At 58.2% G+C, this 17425-nt stretch carries 11 protein-coding genes and 1 tRNA gene; 8 read left to right on the top strand and 4 right to left on the bottom strand.

What is annotated here, in order from left to right:
- Window positions 1-9 precede the first annotated feature (9 nt).
- The 4 genes from O3648_RS04945 to O3648_RS04930 all read left to right on the top strand — a co-directional run bounded on the left by O3648_RS04945 (window position 10) and on the right by O3648_RS04930 (window position 5116).
- On the top strand, window positions 10-1029 hold the full coding sequence (locus O3648_RS04945) for a metallophosphoesterase (protein ID WP_371568837.1): 1020 nt from the start codon (window positions 10-12) through the stop codon (window positions 1027-1029).
- Window positions 1029-3059 (top strand): ABC transporter ATP-binding protein, encoded by a 2031-nt coding sequence (locus tag O3648_RS04940; protein WP_371568835.1) that lies wholly within the window; start codon window positions 1029-1031, stop codon window positions 3057-3059. Before O3648_RS04945 ends, O3648_RS04940 begins: the two co-directional genes overlap by 1 nt.
- Complete coding sequence (locus O3648_RS04935) at window positions 3059-4933, top strand: ABC transporter ATP-binding protein (protein WP_279754775.1); 1875 nt, start codon at window positions 3059-3061, stop codon at window positions 4931-4933. Before O3648_RS04940 ends, O3648_RS04935 begins: the two co-directional genes overlap by 1 nt.
- A 109-nt stretch (window positions 4934-5042) precedes the next feature.
- Window positions 5043-5116: transfer RNA gene (locus O3648_RS04930), tRNA-Pro, on the top strand.
- Window positions 5117-5284: 168 nt separating this feature from the next.
- On the opposite strand, the gene O3648_RS04925 is transcribed toward O3648_RS04930, so the two are convergent.
- Entirely contained in the window at window positions 5285-6418 is a 1134-nt protein-coding gene (locus O3648_RS04925; RefSeq protein WP_279754773.1) for a hypothetical protein, read from the bottom strand.
- Window positions 6419-6799: 381 nt separating this feature from the next.
- Between O3648_RS04925 and O3648_RS04920 the strand changes: the two genes are divergently transcribed.
- On the top strand, window positions 6800-8317 hold the full coding sequence (locus O3648_RS04920) for a cation:proton antiporter (RefSeq protein ID WP_279754772.1): 1518 nt from the start codon (window positions 6800-6802) through the stop codon (window positions 8315-8317).
- 596 nt (window positions 8318-8913) lie between these two features.
- Window positions 8914-10473, top strand: a complete 1560-nt coding sequence (locus tag O3648_RS04915; protein ID WP_279788461.1) for a molybdopterin-dependent oxidoreductase — start codon at window positions 8914-8916, stop codon at window positions 10471-10473.
- Window positions 10474-10711: 238 nt separating this feature from the next.
- Here O3648_RS04915 and O3648_RS04910 read toward each other — a convergent pair whose 3' ends face one another.
- From O3648_RS04910 to O3648_RS04900, 3 genes are read right to left on the bottom strand one after another with little or no spacing between them, the layout of a single operon-like run.
- Entirely contained in the window at window positions 10712-11356 is a 645-nt protein-coding gene (locus tag O3648_RS04910) for an LUD domain-containing protein (protein ID WP_279754770.1), read from the bottom strand.
- Complete coding sequence (locus tag O3648_RS04905) at window positions 11356-12993, bottom strand: lactate utilization protein B (RefSeq protein ID WP_279754769.1); 1638 nt, start codon at window positions 12991-12993, stop codon at window positions 11356-11358. Before O3648_RS04905 ends, O3648_RS04910 begins: the two co-directional genes overlap by 1 nt.
- A 16-nt stretch (window positions 12994-13009) precedes the next feature.
- Window positions 13010-13804: a (Fe-S)-binding protein gene (locus O3648_RS04900; protein WP_279791078.1), complete on the bottom strand. Its 795-nt coding sequence runs from the start codon at window positions 13802-13804 to the stop codon at window positions 13010-13012.
- A gap of 834 nt (window positions 13805-14638) precedes the next feature.
- Between O3648_RS04900 and O3648_RS04895 the strand changes: the two genes are divergently transcribed.
- Both O3648_RS04895 and O3648_RS04890 read left to right on the top strand, forming a co-directional pair.
- The gene (locus tag O3648_RS04895; protein ID WP_371568830.1) at window positions 14639-16312 is read left to right on the top strand and encodes an L-lactate permease; all 1674 of its coding nucleotides are present in this window, start codon (window positions 14639-14641) and stop codon (window positions 16310-16312) included.
- Window positions 16313-16536: 224 nt separating this feature from the next.
- A complete protein-coding gene (locus tag O3648_RS04890) occupies window positions 16537-17400 on the top strand; it encodes a FadR/GntR family transcriptional regulator (protein ID WP_279788453.1) in 864 nt (287 codons plus the stop codon).
- Window positions 17401-17425 lie beyond the last annotated feature (25 nt).

The raw sequence follows: 17425 nt of genomic DNA, 5'->3' as shown, positions 1-17425 counted from the left end.
CGATTGATTATGTGTGAAAACGCAATCAACGCCCGCGTCCCCGTGGCGGTCCCCGGCGCACGCGGCTCCTCCCCGCTCCTGAAAAAGGTAGCGGGGGCGGTAGCCGCCACTGCAGCCCTGGGGGCCGCCACGGCGGCGTATGGGCACTTTATTGAACTGAATAATTTTCAGCTCCGCACCGAGTCCCTGCCGGTGCTGTCTGCCGGTAGCCCCGACTTTAGGATTCTGCATATTTCGGATATGCACATGATTCCGGGTCAGCAGAAGAAGATTGACTTCATGCACTCACTGGCTGTTCTGGAACCGGATTTGGTGATGAACACGGGCGATAATCTCTCCCATGTGGACGGTATGGGTCCGCTGTTGGAGGCGCTCGACCCGCTCATGGACTTCCCCGGCGTATTTGTGCCCGGCTCCAATTGCTATTTCGCGCCGATTTTTAAGAACCCGGCACGCTACCTGTGGCAGCCACGCACCCCGCAGATGATTGAGAAAGGCTCACGCATAGCCCTACCCATTGAGCGGATGCACGACGCCTTCGAGTCGCGCGGCTGGACGGGCCTGATTAACCGCTACGACACGCTGAACCTCAATGGTCTGCGCCTGGAATTCTCCGGTGTGGATGACCCGCACCTGCGCTACGATGAGCACCCCGGATTTGCCCCCGGTGCCTTCGATGAGAGTGATGAGCCGAGCGTTCGTATTGGCGTGGCGCACGCCCCCTATATGCGTACCCTGCACCGCTTCGTGCAGGACGGCGCGCAGGTTATTTTTGCCGGTCATACGCACGGCGGTCAGGTCTGCCTACCCGGCGGTCATGCTCTGGTCAGCAACTGCGATTTGCCACCTTCGCGTGCGAAGGGTGTCAGCGAGCAGTCCGGTATTCCGGTTCAGGTTTCTGCCGGTTTGGGTACCTCTCGTTTTGCGCCGATGCGTCTGTTCTGCCCGCCGGAGGCAATCCTAGTGACCCTCACAGCTGGCGATAAGGGGCACGGCGCCTCCGTCACCTCGGCGGGTGGTCGTCTCTAATGTCTGAGCCTTCTACAGCACACACGACTAAGCGCCGCCGTAATCCCTTCCTGGAGACGGCGCGCGAACCGACCCCCAACCCGATTGACTACGCGCACGGTCAGCGTGCCCCGCGCACCCTCGCCGCCTATGCACATCCGATTCGTGCGCGGTGGGGGTTCGGCCTACTCGTGGCGTTCGGTGCCGGTGCCCTTGAGATTTCCATCCCGCAGGTACTGCAGATTATTGTGGATCATCTCTCACAGAGCACCACCGAGAGCGCTATCTGGATTGCCGGCAGCTTGGTGCTTCTGCTGGGTATTGCGCACGCCTCCTTCATGTACTGGAGGCGCTGGCTGATTGTGGATCCGACCTCCACGATTGAGCTGTCCATGCGCATGAACTTCTTTGACCGCCTGCTCAGCGCCCCGCTTTCTCTGCTGGATCGTTGGCCCTCTGGTCAGTTGCTGACCCGCTCCATGAGCGATTTGGGCACGATTCGCCGTTGGTTGTCCTTCGGTATTGTGCAGCTACTGACTATTGCGGTGATGTTCCTGGTCGGTGGCTTCTTCATGCTGCGTTCTTCACCGTCGCTGGCGCTGGTGTTCGTGGTGACCGTGCCTATTCTGGTGCTGTCGCTGGTGAACTTCACCCGCAAGTACTACCGCGCCTCGCATGAGATTCAGCAGATGACGGGTGATCTCTCCACCCGTATTGAGGAGTCTGTACGCGGCATCCGCGTGATTAAGGCGCTGGGTCGCTCCCCCGAGCAGATTCAGGAATATGCCAAGTCGGTGGACGCCCTGCAGGCGCGCGAGTACGGCAGGTCGATGCTGGTGGCTCGTGTTGCCCTGTACCAGGGCCTGATTGTGGGTGTCTCCACGGCGGTGGCGCTGGCTGTGGGCGCTTCGCAGGTTGCGGCGGGCACCTTGAGTCTAGGCGCGATGACCGCCTACTTTGCGGTACAGACGACCGTGCTCAGCCACGTGACGCGCTCGACCGCGCTGATGTCTGCCTATTTGAGCTATAAGGTGGCATTGGAACGCCACAACGAGGTCATGGACGAGCCCGGCTTTGAGGCGGTGCCGCTGGTTCGTGGCTCCGCGGCTGTGTCTGTGCCCGAGCATCCGCAGGGTGCTTCTGATTCGTCAACAGTAGCTGGAGTGTCTGCCGAGGGCGGCTCCGGGAAGGAAACTATGCAGTACCCCAGCGGTGGCGCAGTATCTGTCACTTTCGATCACGTTCAGTTCAGCTACGATGCTGCCGAAGCACCTGTTCCTGCAGAGGCTGCCGGTGCAAACTCTGAGGTAAAGGCACCCGAGGTTTCCGTGCTGAAGGACGTAAACTTCAAGGTCTTCCCGGGCGAGATTCTGGCGCTGGTGGGTGCAACCGGTAGCGGCAAGTCGACCGTGCTGTCGCTGGTTCCGCGTTTCTACGAGCCGACCTCCGGCTCCCTGCGTTTTGGCACCCGAGACACCGCCGACATGTCTATTGAGGAGGTGCGCGCCCAGACCGCGTTCGTCTTTGAGGAGGCGGTGCTCTTCTCCGGCACGGTCCGCGAGAACGTGCTGATGGGCGTTGCCGAGCAGTACGAGCACGGCACCGAGGATGAGGATTACCCCGCCGCAGAAGAGCTGGAGACCACCCTCCAGACCGCGTTGCAGCTGGCTGCGTGCGATTTCGTGGCGGAGCTTCCGCAGGGTCTGGATACCGTCATTGGTGAGGAGGGTCTGAGCCTTTCGGGTGGTCAGCGTCAGCGTCTGTCCTTGGCGCGTGCCCTAGCGAAGCGCCCCTCCGTGCTGCTGCTGGATGATCCGTTCTCGGCGCTGGACGTGAACACCGAGGAACGTATTATTACCGGCCTGCGTGAGGGGCTGGAGGGCCTGGGCGGCGCTACTACCCTGCTGACGGCGCACCGCCCCTCCACCGTCGCGTTAGCGGACCGCGTACTACTGATGGTTGACGGCTCCGTGGTCGCTGAGGGTACTCATGCTGAACTGATGGACTCTTCGGAACAGTACCGCCAGCTCATGACGATAGAGGAGGGCTAATGGCCCATTATCGTCCGGTGGAGCCACGAGAGCAGATGAGCCCGCAAGAGCGCGCGGAGACCCGTGAACGCTCGATGGCTCTGCTGCGCCAGATGTTGCGCCCACACCGTGGGGCGTTGGTTCTGTCGATTATTTCGGTACTTTTGGTGTCGGGGTCAGCCGCGGTTGTGCCGATTCTGATTGCCCGCGTTTTAGATAGTTCCATTGAACCGCTCAGACAGGGTGACGCTTCTCCCCTGCTGACTCTGCTGGCTTTTTTTGTGGCGGCTACCGCGGTGACCGCGATCTTTTCGTGGGTCAACGTGGCGTACACGGTACGTGTATCGCTGGGTGTGGTGGTGTACCTGCGTAAGCGGGTGTTCCGTCACGCACAGTCGCTTAGCGTGTCGTTCCATGAGCGGTACACCTCGGGTAAGGTCATTTCGCGTCTGACTAGCGATATCGATACGGTCCGCAGTTTCTTGGATAGCGGCATCAGCCAGTTGGCGATTACGTTGCTGTCCATGGTGATTTCTGCGGTCGCTATTTTCCTTCTGGATTGGCGTATTGGCCTGTTTATGCTGGTCATGGGCGTGCCAATTTACTTCTTGACGCGTTGGTTCCAGAAAACCGCGGTACCGGTTTTCCGCACGATGCGTACCGAGTCTGCGCATTTGACGAGCCGTTTTGTGGAGACGTTTACGGGTATCCACGCGGTGAAGGCCTTTGGGTCGGAGGCACAGAAGCGTTCTGAGTACGCTCAGGCGTCGGAGCGTTACCGTCTTGCGGTGATGGATTCGATTAAGATTTTCGGCATCTACTCGCCCGTGCTGATGCTTTTGGGCAATGTGTTTATTGCCGGCGCGCTGGTGCTGGGTGGTTATGCGGTGCTGGGCGGCACCATGCAGATTGGTACCCTGTTGGCACTGGTGATTTACGCGAACCGCGTGTTTGAGCCGGTCATGCAGCTCTCTGAGTTTTACAACATGTTCCAGTCGGCGATGTCCGCGCTGGAGAAGCTGTCGTCGTTCTTGGCTGAGGAGCCGGAGGTTGCTGAGCCGCAACATCCGCATGAGCGCGCTGTAGAGCCTGCAGCCGAGTCTGTTCCTGGTGTTTCTGGTGGCATGAGCGGCACGGTTCACGGTGCCCTGGTGGAGCTAGATTCAGCTGTCTTTGGGTACACGTCGGATCGTCACGCATTGAAGGAGACCAGCCTGCGCATTGAGCCGGGTACAACCGTGGCGCTGGTGGGTGCTACGGGTGCCGGTAAGTCGACTATCGCTAAGCTAGTAGCTCGTTTCTACGATGTTTCAGCCGGTCAGGTGCGTATTGACGGCGTGGATGTTCGTCAGCTGGCAGATGTGCAGCTACGCCATGAGGTGCTCATGCTGACCCAGGAGGTGTTCCTGTTCTCCGCGTCGATTCTGGAGAATATCCGCATGGGTAACCCGCAGGCCTGCGATGAGCAGGTGAAGGCTGCCGCGAAGGCGGTGGGAGCTGATGCGTTCATTAAGCGTCTGCGTAACGGCTACGAGTCGCAGCTGGGTCGCGGCGGTATTACCCTGTCGGCGGGTCAGCGTCAGCTGGTGTCCTTTGCTCGCGTGTTCTTGGCGAATCCACGGGTGCTGATTCTGGATGAGGCAACGGCTTCGCTGGATATTCCGAGTGAGCGCGCGGTGCAGGCGGCACTGCGAACCGTATTGGCGGGGCGTACGGCGCTGGTGATTGCGCATCGCCTCTCGACGGTTCTGGGCGCTGATCGTGTGTTGGTGATTCATGAAGGCTCCGTGGTGGAGGATGGTTCCCCGCAGCACCTGATTGCCTCCGGTGGTCGTTTTGCGGCGATGCACGCCTCCTGGGATGAGCTGAATCAGGTTCAGGAGACTGAAGCCTAGAAACTTTATCTGCCCCTCTCCAACCGGTGGCGTGCCGTTGTGTTGCGTTCTAATTTTTTTTGGGTTATCCTAGGTGAGTTGCCTACGGTATTTGCTGATAGGTTAACATCGGGATGTGGCGCAGCTTGGTAGCGCGCGTCGTTCGGGACGACGAGGTCGCAGGTTCAAATCCTGTCATCCCGACAACTAGCCCCGGTCCATTGGACCGGGGCTTTGTCGTACCCGCAGTATTTATGCTGCATGTCCCTCAAGCTGATTCTGTTGCAGATGCTGAGTGCATAGAAGCAACCCTCTATCCGCGCAGATACGCAGGCAGAGGGGCCGCTTTCTAGATTGTTGGTTTTCAGCCGCTTAGCCTCGTCCGGAGATGAGGGCGAGTACTGCCTCCAGAGGGCCACGTCCGGCAATGAAGCGCACCATGCGCGACCAGAGGGTGCAGAAGCCCAGGGCGATAACAGCGCCGAGCAGCAGGAAGGCGCTCCAGTACACGGCGGTGCCCCAGCCTCCGGTGGCGACGTAGTGCTCGCCCGCGGTGAGAGCCTTGACGGTGGGGCCTGCGTAAATAATGATTCCGCTCAGCACAATGGAGGCGCTCAGCGACATCTGGCCCAGGCGGGCGATGGGGGTGAGCATTCCGGCCTGCGCGGAGAGCAGGCGCGCGCATTCAGCCCAGAAGTACAGGGTTGCCGCCAGGTTTAGGGTCAGCAGCACCTGCGGGCTGTTGAGGAAGCCGAGCTCGGTGTAGGGGTTGAAGGTGCGGTAGACGGCGAGCGCCAGTACAGCGAGTACTACGGGGATTGCGAGCTTTGCCTGCAGGTTGTCGTAGAGGCGCACGAGCACGATGCCCAGGCACATGACCCAGATGAGTTGCGCGCTCTGCGCGTGGTTGACGCCGTGGTTTGCGAGGAACGGCAGCTGCATGGCGGTCCACTGATCGGCGTGTGCAGCTACGTCCATGAGGAGGGTGTAGGTCCAGGTGATGAAGGGGCTGGTGACCACCGCCAGCACGGCGACCGCCCACAGGGGCAGGTGCACGACGAATAGGGTTAGCAGGGTAAGCAGCGCCAGGTGCACGAGCATGTCGAAGGGCAGAGAGTATGCGAAGCCCTGCGCCGGTACGGTCACGCCGGCTTGCGGCAGGTAGGTAGCACCCTGCATGAGTGCCACACCCAGCAGAAGCAGCGCGAGGAATCGCACGATGGTTCCGGCGAAGAGTTGCGGGAAGTTCGCGGTGCGTGCGTAATGCCAGGCGGCTGCGCCCAGAATTGCGGCGAAGAGCGGCTCTGCCGGTACGAGGGTCTGCGGGATCCAGAACTTCCAGGACACCGGGATCAGTTGCAGCCAGTATCCGAAGGGGATGAGCAGGCTGAGCACGGCGAAGGCGCGGGCGAGGTCGAGCCCGAGGTCACGTCGGGTGCCTCCGAGGGAGGCGGCACGTGCCCCGCTGCTGACGGTGGGGATGGGTTGTGTGCGCCCTGCTGCCATGTCCTCGCTCCTTGTAGTGCCGTGTTTGAGAGTCTGTGCGCCCTGCCGGTGGTGTGTGCCCTGCCAGGGGATGTGCGCTGCCAGGGTATCTGCCGCATCCGGTGGTGTGTGCCGGATGCTCTGGCATAGGTGTTAAGTGTAACGGTGGAAGCTGTGTCTGGTCCGGCGGTGGCGCCGAGGTTTTGCTCTCATGCTGCCTCTCTGTCGGCTGCTGGCTGGAGCTTCTTGCCCTATTGGTGAGTGCTGTTCAAGTGTTATTGCACGAGGTTGGGTGTGTACCATTGGTACGTTCTTAAAGGTGGGGCAATCCCGCGGGAGCATAATTTCGCTCCTTTTACTGTCCCAAACGCGCCCCACCTGCACACACCACGTTGAGGTTTTATGTTTTCGACTTTTTCCCCGCTTTTCTTGACGGATTTGAGGGCGTCTGGTGCTCTTCTTGCTTCGGGTACGACTCTGTCGGAAGGGTCGAGCCACGATAGCGGCCAGTTTGTGTCTATTTTCTGGATTACGTTGGTTGCGTTGCTGTCGCCGATTCTTTCGCGGCTGACGGGTAAGAAGATCCCGGATGTGGTTTTCCTGCTCATTTTTGGTCTGCTGATTGGCCCGAATATGCTCAACCTTGCCAGCAGTGAGGGCGGTATCCCGCTGCTGAAGGAGCTTGGTCTGGGCATGCTCTTTTTGATTGCGGGCTTTGAGATTAACGTGTCCTCGTTGCGTAGCCGTCAGGGCTATAGCGCTATTGCCACCTGGGTGGTGTGCTTTGCCCTGGGTATGGCGGGTGCGGCGGTTATTACGTCGTTCTCGCGCGAGATGAATACGTATATTGCGGTGGGTGTGGCGTTGAGTTCCACGGCGTTGGGTACTCTGCTGCCGATGTTGAAGTCTCACGGTGCTGCCGGTACGCCGGTGGGTAATGCAGTGCTGGTGCACGGTGCTGTGGGTGAGCTTCTGCCGATTTTCGCTATTTCGTTGCTGCTGTCTTCGCGTTCGCCGGGCATGGCATTTGTGGTGTTGCTGGCGTTTATGGTGGTTGCGGTGATTGTGGCGCTGATTCCTCACCGTCTGTTTGCGCATGTGCCGGGTCTGCGTCAGATTATGGCTGCGGAGGCGAATACGACCGGCCAGACCATTTTGCGTCTTGCGATGTTCCTGCTGGCGACCTTGATTATGTGCACCGCCCTTTTTGATTTGGATGCGGTGCTCGGTGCTTTTGCGGCGGGTCTGATTCTGCGTACTCTGACCCCTCCGGCGGCTTTGCACATGATGACTCACCGCCTTGAGGTGGTTGGTTTTACGTTCATGATTCCGCTGTTCTTTGTGGTCAGCGGGATGGGTATTGATGTGTCTGCTGTGGTGGCTAAGCCTTTGGGTCTGTTTGCCGTGGTGGTGGGTATTCTGCTGTGCCGTGGTGTTCCGGTGCTTTTGGCGGAGCATTTCTTCGATACCCGTTCGGGGTTGACCACTCGCGCACAGAAGGCGCAGTTAGCGTTGTATTCGGCTGCGGGTCTGCCGATTATTGTGGCGGTGACGGAGGTTGCGACCAGTTCGGGTCTTCTGGAGGAGTCGACAGCTTCGCTGCTGGTTGCAGGCGGCGCCCTGACGGTGTTGTTGTTCCCGCTGTGGGCGTTGGGCATTCGTCAGGCATTTGGTGATGCAGAGCCGGTTCAGGAGGCCCCTAGCCGTAAGGAGCAGATGAATGCTCTGAAGGCTCAGCGTAATGCGCAGACGAAGCTGACTACGGGTATGATTCCGGTGGTTCGTTTGAAGTCTCAGGCTGATTCTGAATCTGATTCTGCCGAGGTTGAGGTTGCTTCGGCTGATTCCTGTACTGCGTCTCGGGATGCAGCAAAGAAGCACAGGGGCTCTGTAAAGAATACAGATGCTGCGCAGAAGTAGCTGCGGCTATGTGGTGGTTCGGTCTTTCATAGAATGAAATAGTTTGAGCAGGTGCCCCGCATACAGTCACATCGACTTTATGTGGGATTGCCCCGACAAAAACCACATAATAACAGGCAGCTACGCTATTCAATTTCACAAGGCATCCCACAAATAGGCTCAAAACTCGCCATGCCCTCACCGTAGGGTATGGCGAGTTTTTGCCTCTGAATCTCCTTATAAAATAGGGGAGGCACAAAAAATTTCCTTAAATTCGGATTTTTTATGCAAATATTCCAGAAGATGACGTGTCTTAGCTTTCTCGACTGACACTTTGTCCTATAAAATTGAAAGCACACAGGGTATTTCCCTAAAACACACATAAACCAACATACATGCACAGAGCCGCTTCCGCCCCAGCGGGAGCTGGTGCATCTCCCCCTCACACACGGGAGGTGCCCCTTTCGGGAGTATCCGCGACGATACCCCGGCGGCTCCCAACCACGGAGGAGGATCATATGGGTCAGAAAGGTAATTATTTCTAACCTCACATCTTAAGGCCTCGCACTGAATCCTATCGATTGTCTGCACACACAGTCATCTCTGAAGGAAACATCATGCACCAACTACTCCTCACCGCGAGCACTGGTGGCGTAGAGCTGGACTTCCCGTCATGGCTCCGAATTACGCACTTCATCAACTTCATTATGATGGGCTTCCTGATTCGTTCAGGTTGGGAAGTTCTCGCCTCTCACCCCCGTCTGTACTGGAACAACCACTGCACCCCGGGTTCCGAATGGCTCAAGTTCACCAAGGACAAGGTTTCGACTGTCCCCGGTGAGTTCACTGCCCGCGACGACCAGCGTCGACTGTCGCCGCTTATCTCCCTACCTGGTAACGGCCAGATTGGTCTGGGTCGTGCATGGCACGCTCTTGTGACTTTTATCTGGATTGCTAACGGTCTCGTCTACGTCTCCTTGCTGTTCCTGACCGGCCAGTGGCGCCGCATTGTCCCAACCAGCTGGGACATCATCCCACAGGCGTGGGAATCCATCCAGATTTATGCTGGCTTCCAGATTCCCTCCATTGAGCATTTCCAGCCGTACGATGCTCTGCAGCAGATTATGTACTTCACCGTGGTGTTCATTGTGGCACCGCTGATGATTGCAACCGGCCCGATTATGAGCCCGGCATTCTGCGGCCGCTTCCCCGGCTACGTGCGCCTCTTCCGTAACCGCCAGACCGCACGTTCCATCCACTTCCTGGGCATGGCCTTCTACTGCGTATTCACTGTTATTCACGTGGCTCTGGTGTTTGTGGTTCACCCCCAGTACAACATCGCTCACATGATGCTTAACAAGCCCTATAACGAGGTGGATGCAGCACAGTTCGCTCAGGCAGTCACCATGCTCATTGGCGGTATTGTCTTTGCCGTCGCTCTGTGGCTCTTTGCTTCGTACTGGTCCCTGCGCGACCTGCGATTCACCCAGACCTTCATTTGGGGTCTGACCCAGCCGATTCGTAATGTCCTGCTGGATCGTATTTCCTCACGTCAGGTGCAGAAGAAGACCTTCACCGATGCAGATATTTCTCCCTTCCACTGGGTTAACACTCGCCCGCCGACAGAGCGTGAGAGCACCGAGTGGAACCGCCTGAAGGAGCACGAGTTCGTTGACTACCGCCTGGAGCTGGGCGGTCTGGTGAAGGAATCCAAGTCCCTGAGCCTTGACGATCTCAAGCAGTTGGGCAAGGAAGTTAACATCACCATGCACACCTGCATGCAGGGTTGGACCGGTATCGCCAAGTGGGAGGGTGTGCGTCTGCGCGACGTTCTCGCACTGGTTGAGAAGACTGATGACGCTCGTTATGTCATGGTGACTTCCTTCGGCCACGTGGGCCACACCTACGACGGCCGACCGACCGAACCGTACTATGAGTGCCTGGATATCTCCATGGCTATGGAGGATGAGACCATCCTGGCTTGGGGCATGAATGATAAGCCTCTGCCGGATGTGTACGGTGGCCCGCTCCGTCTGCGTGCGGACTCTATGCACGGCTACAAGATGGTTAAGTGGGTTCAGAAGATTGAGTGGATTAAGGATTACCGCGATGTTGGCGATGGCCAGGGCGGTAGCCGCGAGGACTCCGGTCTGCAGCACTTCGACGCACGAGCCTAAGCACCCACGCGGAGGCATCGCTACAGTAGAGCCTTCAGCACTCCGCTAGGTAACGCATCGATAAGCAACCATATAAAGCACCGAACGGTGGCGGGAACATGGGCCCGCCACCGTTTTTGTACCCTCATGACTTATGCATATGCTTCAGAAGACTAGAGCCGCGAGGGCATAAAGAAACCGCCCGGGAGCTTTAGCTCTCGGGCGGTTTCTTTAGAGATTTGCCTTCTGGCGCTGCACCTTAGGCGTCGTAGATGATGACGTCCAGGGTACGGGGGCCGTGCACGCCCTCCACACGAATCAGCTCAATATCACTGGTTGCCGACGGACCGGAAATCATGGTCACGGGACGGATGTAGGTGATACGCTCAATCGACTCGGGAACCAGCTCCACCACGGTGGAACGGGGCACCACGCAGATGTGGTGGTCGGGCACCAGGGTAATGGCTCGGCGACCCTCGTCAGGGTTGGTGTTCAAGAAGATCGTGCCGGTCTCTGCGCAGGAGACGGTCGAACCGGTGACCACAGCGTCGACTGCATCCAGTTCCTTCAGACTCAGGCAGCCGGGCTTGAGGGTGCTACCGGAGTCGGTGACACGCTTGCGGTCAGCGGTGTCAGCCGGCAGCCACTCCATGTTCAGGCCCTCTGGAACCACGTAGGTGGACTTTTCACCCAGGCGCTCTGCGATGACCTCGGAGATGTTCTCCTTGTTCGCGTGGAACACGTTTGCCTTGTAGTCAATGAGGCGGTCGACGAGCATCTCAATGGTCTGTTCTTCGTTCAGCTCACTGACGCGGCGGTAGTTACGTACGGGCTCGGGTGCGACGGGTGCGTCAGCCAGAGACGAGCGGATACGTGCGAGGATATCTTCCTTAGCAGAGGACATTAGTTGTTCTCCTTAGCTTCACGGGCTGCCTGGGCGTCCATAGCTGCCTTGGCGTTTGCTGCCGCCTCAGCGACCTTACCCTTGTTTGCCTCGATGAGGGCCTGAATGTCAACGCGCTCAGCGTTATCGCGTGCCGGAACCTGACCCTTTTCCTTCTTCCACCAGTTGCGGAAGGATTCCTTGGGGGGCTCAGGGATGTCGCGGTAAGCGGTCCAGCCGCCGACGATACCGGGAACAGCGGTGATCTTGTGCTTGCGGCCGCTGATAAGGCGGGACATGGGCAAACCACGCTCTGCAATCGACATCATCTTACCGGAGGTGAAGAGCTTCTTCGCGCCGAGCATCATGCCGTCCATCTGCGAGAAGGGAGCCTTCTTGTTGCCCTCGAACTCGCGGACAGCGTGCTTGGACTCAACATCCTTAGCGCGCAGGTGCACGAGGACCTCGGGGAAGTTGATCTTCACGGGGCAGACCTCGTAGCAAGCGCCGCAGAGGGAGGATGCGTACGGTAGGGAGTTGTTCTCTGCTGCCTCAATACCGGAGAGCTGCGGAGACAGGATTGCACCGATGGGGCCCGGGTAGGTGGAGCCGTAGGCGTGACCACCTGCGCGCTCGTACACGGGGCACACGTTCATGCATGCGGAGCAACGGATGCAACGCAGTGCCTGGCGACCGAGCTCGTCGGACAGAACGGCGGTACGGCCGTTGTCGATGAGGATGACGTGCAAGTTCTGCGGGCCGTCACCGGGGGTCACACCGGTCCACATGGAGGTATAGGGGTTCATGCGCTCACCGGTGGAGGAACGGGGCAGCAGCTGGAGGAATGCCTCGTAGTCCTGGAAGGTGGGCAGAATCTTCTCAATACCCATGAAGGTAATGAGGGTGTCGGGCAGGGTCAGGCACATACGGCCGTTACCCTCAGACTCCACGATGGTCAGGGTACCGGTCTCGGCAATACCAAAGTTGGTGCCGGAGACTGCCACGGTGGTGTTCAGGAACTTATTGCGCAGACGGTAACGCGATGCCTCTGCCAGTTCTGCCGGCTCATCGGTGATGTCCGGGTTGATACCCTCAATTTCGCGCAGGAAGATGTCACGGATTTCGCGACGATTGCGGTGAATTGCGGGCACCAGAATGTGCGAGGGACGGTCGTGGCCGAGCTGGACGATTTCTTCCGCGAGGTCGGTCTCGATAGCGTTGATACCGTTTTCTTCGAGGAATTCGTTCAGGCCGGTCTCTGCGGTTGCCATGGACTTAATCTTGATGATTTCGTCCACGCCCTGCTCGCGGATCAGGTCCAGAGCAATCTGGTTTGCCTCGGTGGCGTTACGTGCCCAGTGCACGTGACCGCCTGCGGCGGTGAAGTTACGCTCAAACTGTTCGAGCAGCTCGGGCAGGTTCGCCAGAACGTAGTTCTTGACGGACTCACCGGTGTTGCGCAGTTCCTGCCAGTCGGGCAGTTCGCTGGTGACGTTGGCACGCTTGTTACGGATCGCGTGGGTCACGAAGCGCAGGTTGGCGCGCAGCTGCTCGTTCTTGAGCTCTTCCTTCGCGTACTTGGGGAAGGGGGTTTCTTCGAAAATGTTGCCCTCGCCGTAGTGAACGACCTTGGGCATACCAAGCTGAATAGCAGTCATGAGGTCTTATCTTTCCTTAGGCGATCGAGAGCTCGACGCGCTCAGAGCTAATCTTGAGCGGGTTTTCCTTGGTGGATGCGAGAATCTCTGCGAAGTGGATGGTCTGCACGTCCGAGTCGCGACGCATCAGCGCACCGCCAATGTTCATCAGGCAGGAGCAGTCGCCGCCGGTACATACGGATGCTCCGGTTGCTTCAATGTTGTCTGCCTTGTCGTTGACCATTGCGCCGGAGACGTCAGCGTTCTTGAAGGAGAAGGTACCGCCGAAGCCGCAGCACTGGTCCATGCCCTCAAGTTGGGTGTACTTGATGCCCTCAACGGTGCGGACCAGGTCCTGCTGGCGGGTGCCCAGGCCGAGCATACGCATACCGTGGCAGGAGCTGTGGTAGGTGACGTGCTCGGGGAAGTAGGAGCCGAGCTGCTCAGCGGCATTGGTGATACCGAGGATGTCGATCAGCAGCTGGGAGAGCTCGAAGGTGCGGGAAGCGATCTGCTCTGCTTTCAGAGCCAGTGCTTCGTCGCCGCGGCTACGTGCAACCATTGCCTGCTGGTGACGCAGGGAGCCAACGCAGGAGCCGGAAGGTGCAACAGCAACGTCCCAGTCCCAGGAGTCGAAAGCTTCAACGTGGTTCTTGATGACTTCGTAGCCGTCATCGAAGTAGCCGGAGTTGACGTGCATCTGGGAGCAGCAGGTCTGGTTCGGGGGGAAGACAACCTCGTGGCCCAGGCGTTCAAGAATTTCGACGGTGGCGCGTGCTACGCGGGGGTACATGCCGTCAACGATGCACGTGGAGAAGAGTGCAATGCGCATGACTTGTCCGTCCTTTCCTCTGTGTTCAGAGTTTCTCGGTCTCACCGCCTGCGTCTGGGGCAGGCGGGGCACAGTCCGAACACGTTCGGTCTTCCAGAAGAATCGACTCAGATGTTTTGAGTCGGGGAAGCTGGGCCGGTAGGTTCCGGCTGGTGTGCGCGCCCCAAGTGGAGGTGGGATGCGGTGGGATCAGAAACCGTGGTGATGTCTTTTATCTTCCTTGCCATTTAACACCGTTGTGCGGCTTTTCTCTAGTCGAAATAGCGCATACTTTCCTTGTTAAATAATCGGTTAGGTTACCCTGACCTTAAGGTATGCTTTCCCGCCTTTCGATATATATGACCTCATCTACTTTTTACCCCCACCCCTCTTTATCCATTGAACGTTTATCAAACACACACCTTCACTAGACAAACCCGACTAGAAATCCACCTTTCTGAAGAATTTATGATTGTTTTGTGGGACAACTCCTCTTTAATGCAACATTCTTTTCAAGAATGTGCCGACATCTGAAGAATCCCCACTGGACAAGGTAGCCACTCGTGCACCCAGTTCTTTACGCTTTCAGAAATATCCGAGTTTCAGAAGCTGGAATTAACTATCAGAGTCGCAATATTTCGGTAAATTCACGGGATACAAACCCGCTAAGCATCCCTTTGATACGAAAATGAGTCAGGTCACTTTTGGTGAAACACCGCACTATCCGGTACTCTTCTAAACATGCGATCAATGGTCTGACCACATCCCCGTATGGGAAACAATGACTCGTTCCCCCAACGGGCTTATCTATGGTCTGACCACACACAAGACACACCCTGAACCAAAGGAGTTCCAGTGGAAACTTATACCGCTGTAACCAATGCAGTGGGAGGTAGCCTCGGCCTCAGCGCACTCGTGGCAACCATTCCCCTCCTCACCTTCTTTGTGATGCTACTGGGCGTTAAGGCACGCGCTCACTGGTCCGCACTCGTGGCATTGGCAGCATCTATCCTCGTAGCAGTCCTGGGCTTCCATATGCCCGCTGACCTCGCCGGTCTGGGCGCCATTCGCGGTGGCATCTACGGCCTGGTCATCTGCTGGGTTATTCTCGGTGCAATCTGGTTCTACCAGCTCACCGTCCTCTCCGGCCGCTTTGAAGATCTCCGTCGCGTCTTCGACCGCCTCGGCGGCGGCGACCTGCGCATCCAGGCTATCCTCATCGCATTCTGCTTCGGCGGTCTGCTCGAGGCACTGGCTGGCTTCGGCGCTCCCGTTGCAATTACCGCAACCATGATTCTCGCCCTGGGCGTTAAGCCCCTCAAAGCTGCTATCACCGTTCTGCTCGCTAACACCGCACCCGTGGCATTCGGCGCAGTTGCTGTCCCGATTACCACCGCAGCTGACGTTGGCGGCAAGGACGCCATGACTATTGCAACCATCGTTGGTCACCAGGCTCCGTTCCTGGCAATGCTCGTTCCCCTCATCCTGCTGGTCATCCTCGACGGCGTAAAGGGCCTGAAGGACGCTTGGCTGCCCGCACTGGTCATCGGTGTTTCCTTCGCAATCGCACAGTGGATCACCGCTGCTACCCCCGCATTCAACCTGACCGACGTTGTTGCTTGCATCGTTTCCATGGGTGTTGCTGTTATCTTCCTGCAGTTCTGGAAGCCCCGCGGCGTCGCAGGCGTTCGTGAGCGCTACGGCCTGCCCGCGCAGACCGAAGAGAAGGAAGCTCTGCCCGCTGTCCGCGTCTGGATGGCACTGCTGCCCTACGTCATCGTTGTCGCGATCTTCGGTATTGCTAACCTGCACGCCGGCCTGAAGGCATGGCTGAAGAGCTTCGTCATCAAGATTGACATCCAGGCTCTGAGCTCCCGCCTAGTCACTGCTAACGGCAAGCCCGTCAAGGACGCTGTCTACAACTTCGCCTGGATGTCCAACCCCGGCACCCTGCTGATTATCTCCGGTCTGATTGTTGCTGTCATCTACTTCTTCTTCAACGAGAAGGGCCGCTACGCATTCAAGTTCCCGGCAATCTTCACCGAGTTCGGTTCCGTTGTCTACCGTATGCGCTGGTCCATCCTGACCATTGCTTCGGTTCTGGCGCTGGCATACGTCATGAACTTCTCCGGTCAGACCATTGCTATGGGTACCTTCCTGGCTGGCCTGGGCACCGTCTACGCGTTCCTCGCACCGGCTCTGGGCTGGATCGGTACCGCTGTGACCGGTTCGGATACCAGCGCGAACGCACTGTTCTCCAAGCTGCAGGTGTCTGCTGCTGAGAACCTGCAGCACGCAGGTATCCACGGCGCAACCCCCGAGCTCATGTTGGCTGCTAACACCACCGGTGGTGTGGTCGGTAAGATGATCTCCCCGCAGTCGCTGGCTATTGCTGCTACCTCCGTGGACATGGAAGGCAAGGAATCCGACATCCTCAAGGCTGTCCTCCCCTGGTCCTTCGGTATGCTCGTGGTCGTCTGCATCTTGGTCTTCCTGCAGACCAACGTGCTGTCCTTCCTGGTTCCCTAATCTGAGGCTCACCCCTTAGAGAGTTCTCGAGGTGAAAACCTCAAGGACCATAGGACATTCGCTCCGGTATTTTCCGGAGGCCATGGCGGGGCGGCGAACCTTCTCGGTTCCGCCGCCCCGCTTTTTATGCCCTGACCACTCAACGAATAGCCCGAAATATCTCGGAGATATCTCAGGCGCAGAGTATGTCTTTTTCGTTATCCGCCTCGTTATCAGGAGAGACCATGCCTCATTCTCATGACGATACCCAGCCTGCTAAAGCGCCCCCTGCGGTTGACCGCCAACCGATTCTGGCAGACCGCAGCTACAGCATCATCCTGGAGAACTTTGAGCGGCGCCTGCGCCTGGGTGAGTTGCGTGTGGGCGATAAGCTCCCCTCCGAACGTGAACTTGCCGCACGACACGGCATTTCCCGACCCTCAGTCCGTGAAGGTTTGAGGGTTCTGAACGCGCTGGGTCTGATTCGCTCCAGCACCGGTTCAGGCCCGAAGTCCGGTGCGATTATCATTTCGGAGCCGTCGGATGCACTCAGCTGGGCGCTACGCATGCACATTGCGACCCGTAGCCTGCCGGTGAAGGACGTTGTCTCAACCCGCCTGCTGTTGGAGGGCCCTGCGGCCCGTGCGGCGGCAGCGGCGCCGGACACTCCGGAGCGTGCAGCGGCGCTGGATCGGGCGCGCGTGCATCTGGCAGAGATGGATAAGAAGATCAGTAATGAGCGTTTCCATTTCTGCGATACGCGTTTTCACTATGAGCTGTCGAAGCTCGGCGGCAATATTGTTCTTGATACGGTAATTGACTCTCTGCACATGGCGACGATGAGTTATGTGCAGGAGGCGGTTCCTTTCTTGAAGGACTGGGAGGCGGTCAAGCGCACGTTGCAGCAGCAGCATTACGGCATTATTGAGGCGATTACCTCTCACGATGAGCAGGCAGCCTATGAGCGTGTGTGTGAGCATATTACGTGGTTTTATTCGCTGTCTGACCGTGCTGCGGAAGAGCGGGCACGGCAGCATCCGGCGCAGGATATTCTGCACGAGGATTTGTGCCGCGAGAACGTACATGATGAAGACGCGCACCGCGGCTAGGATGTGCCACTCAACCCCATAACCC

Source organism: Rothia sp. 27098_8_161 (assembly GCF_041432905.1).
Taxonomy (GTDB): domain Bacteria; phylum Actinomycetota; class Actinomycetes; order Actinomycetales; family Micrococcaceae; genus Rothia.
This window is presented reverse-complemented; position numbering and strand designations above follow the sequence as displayed.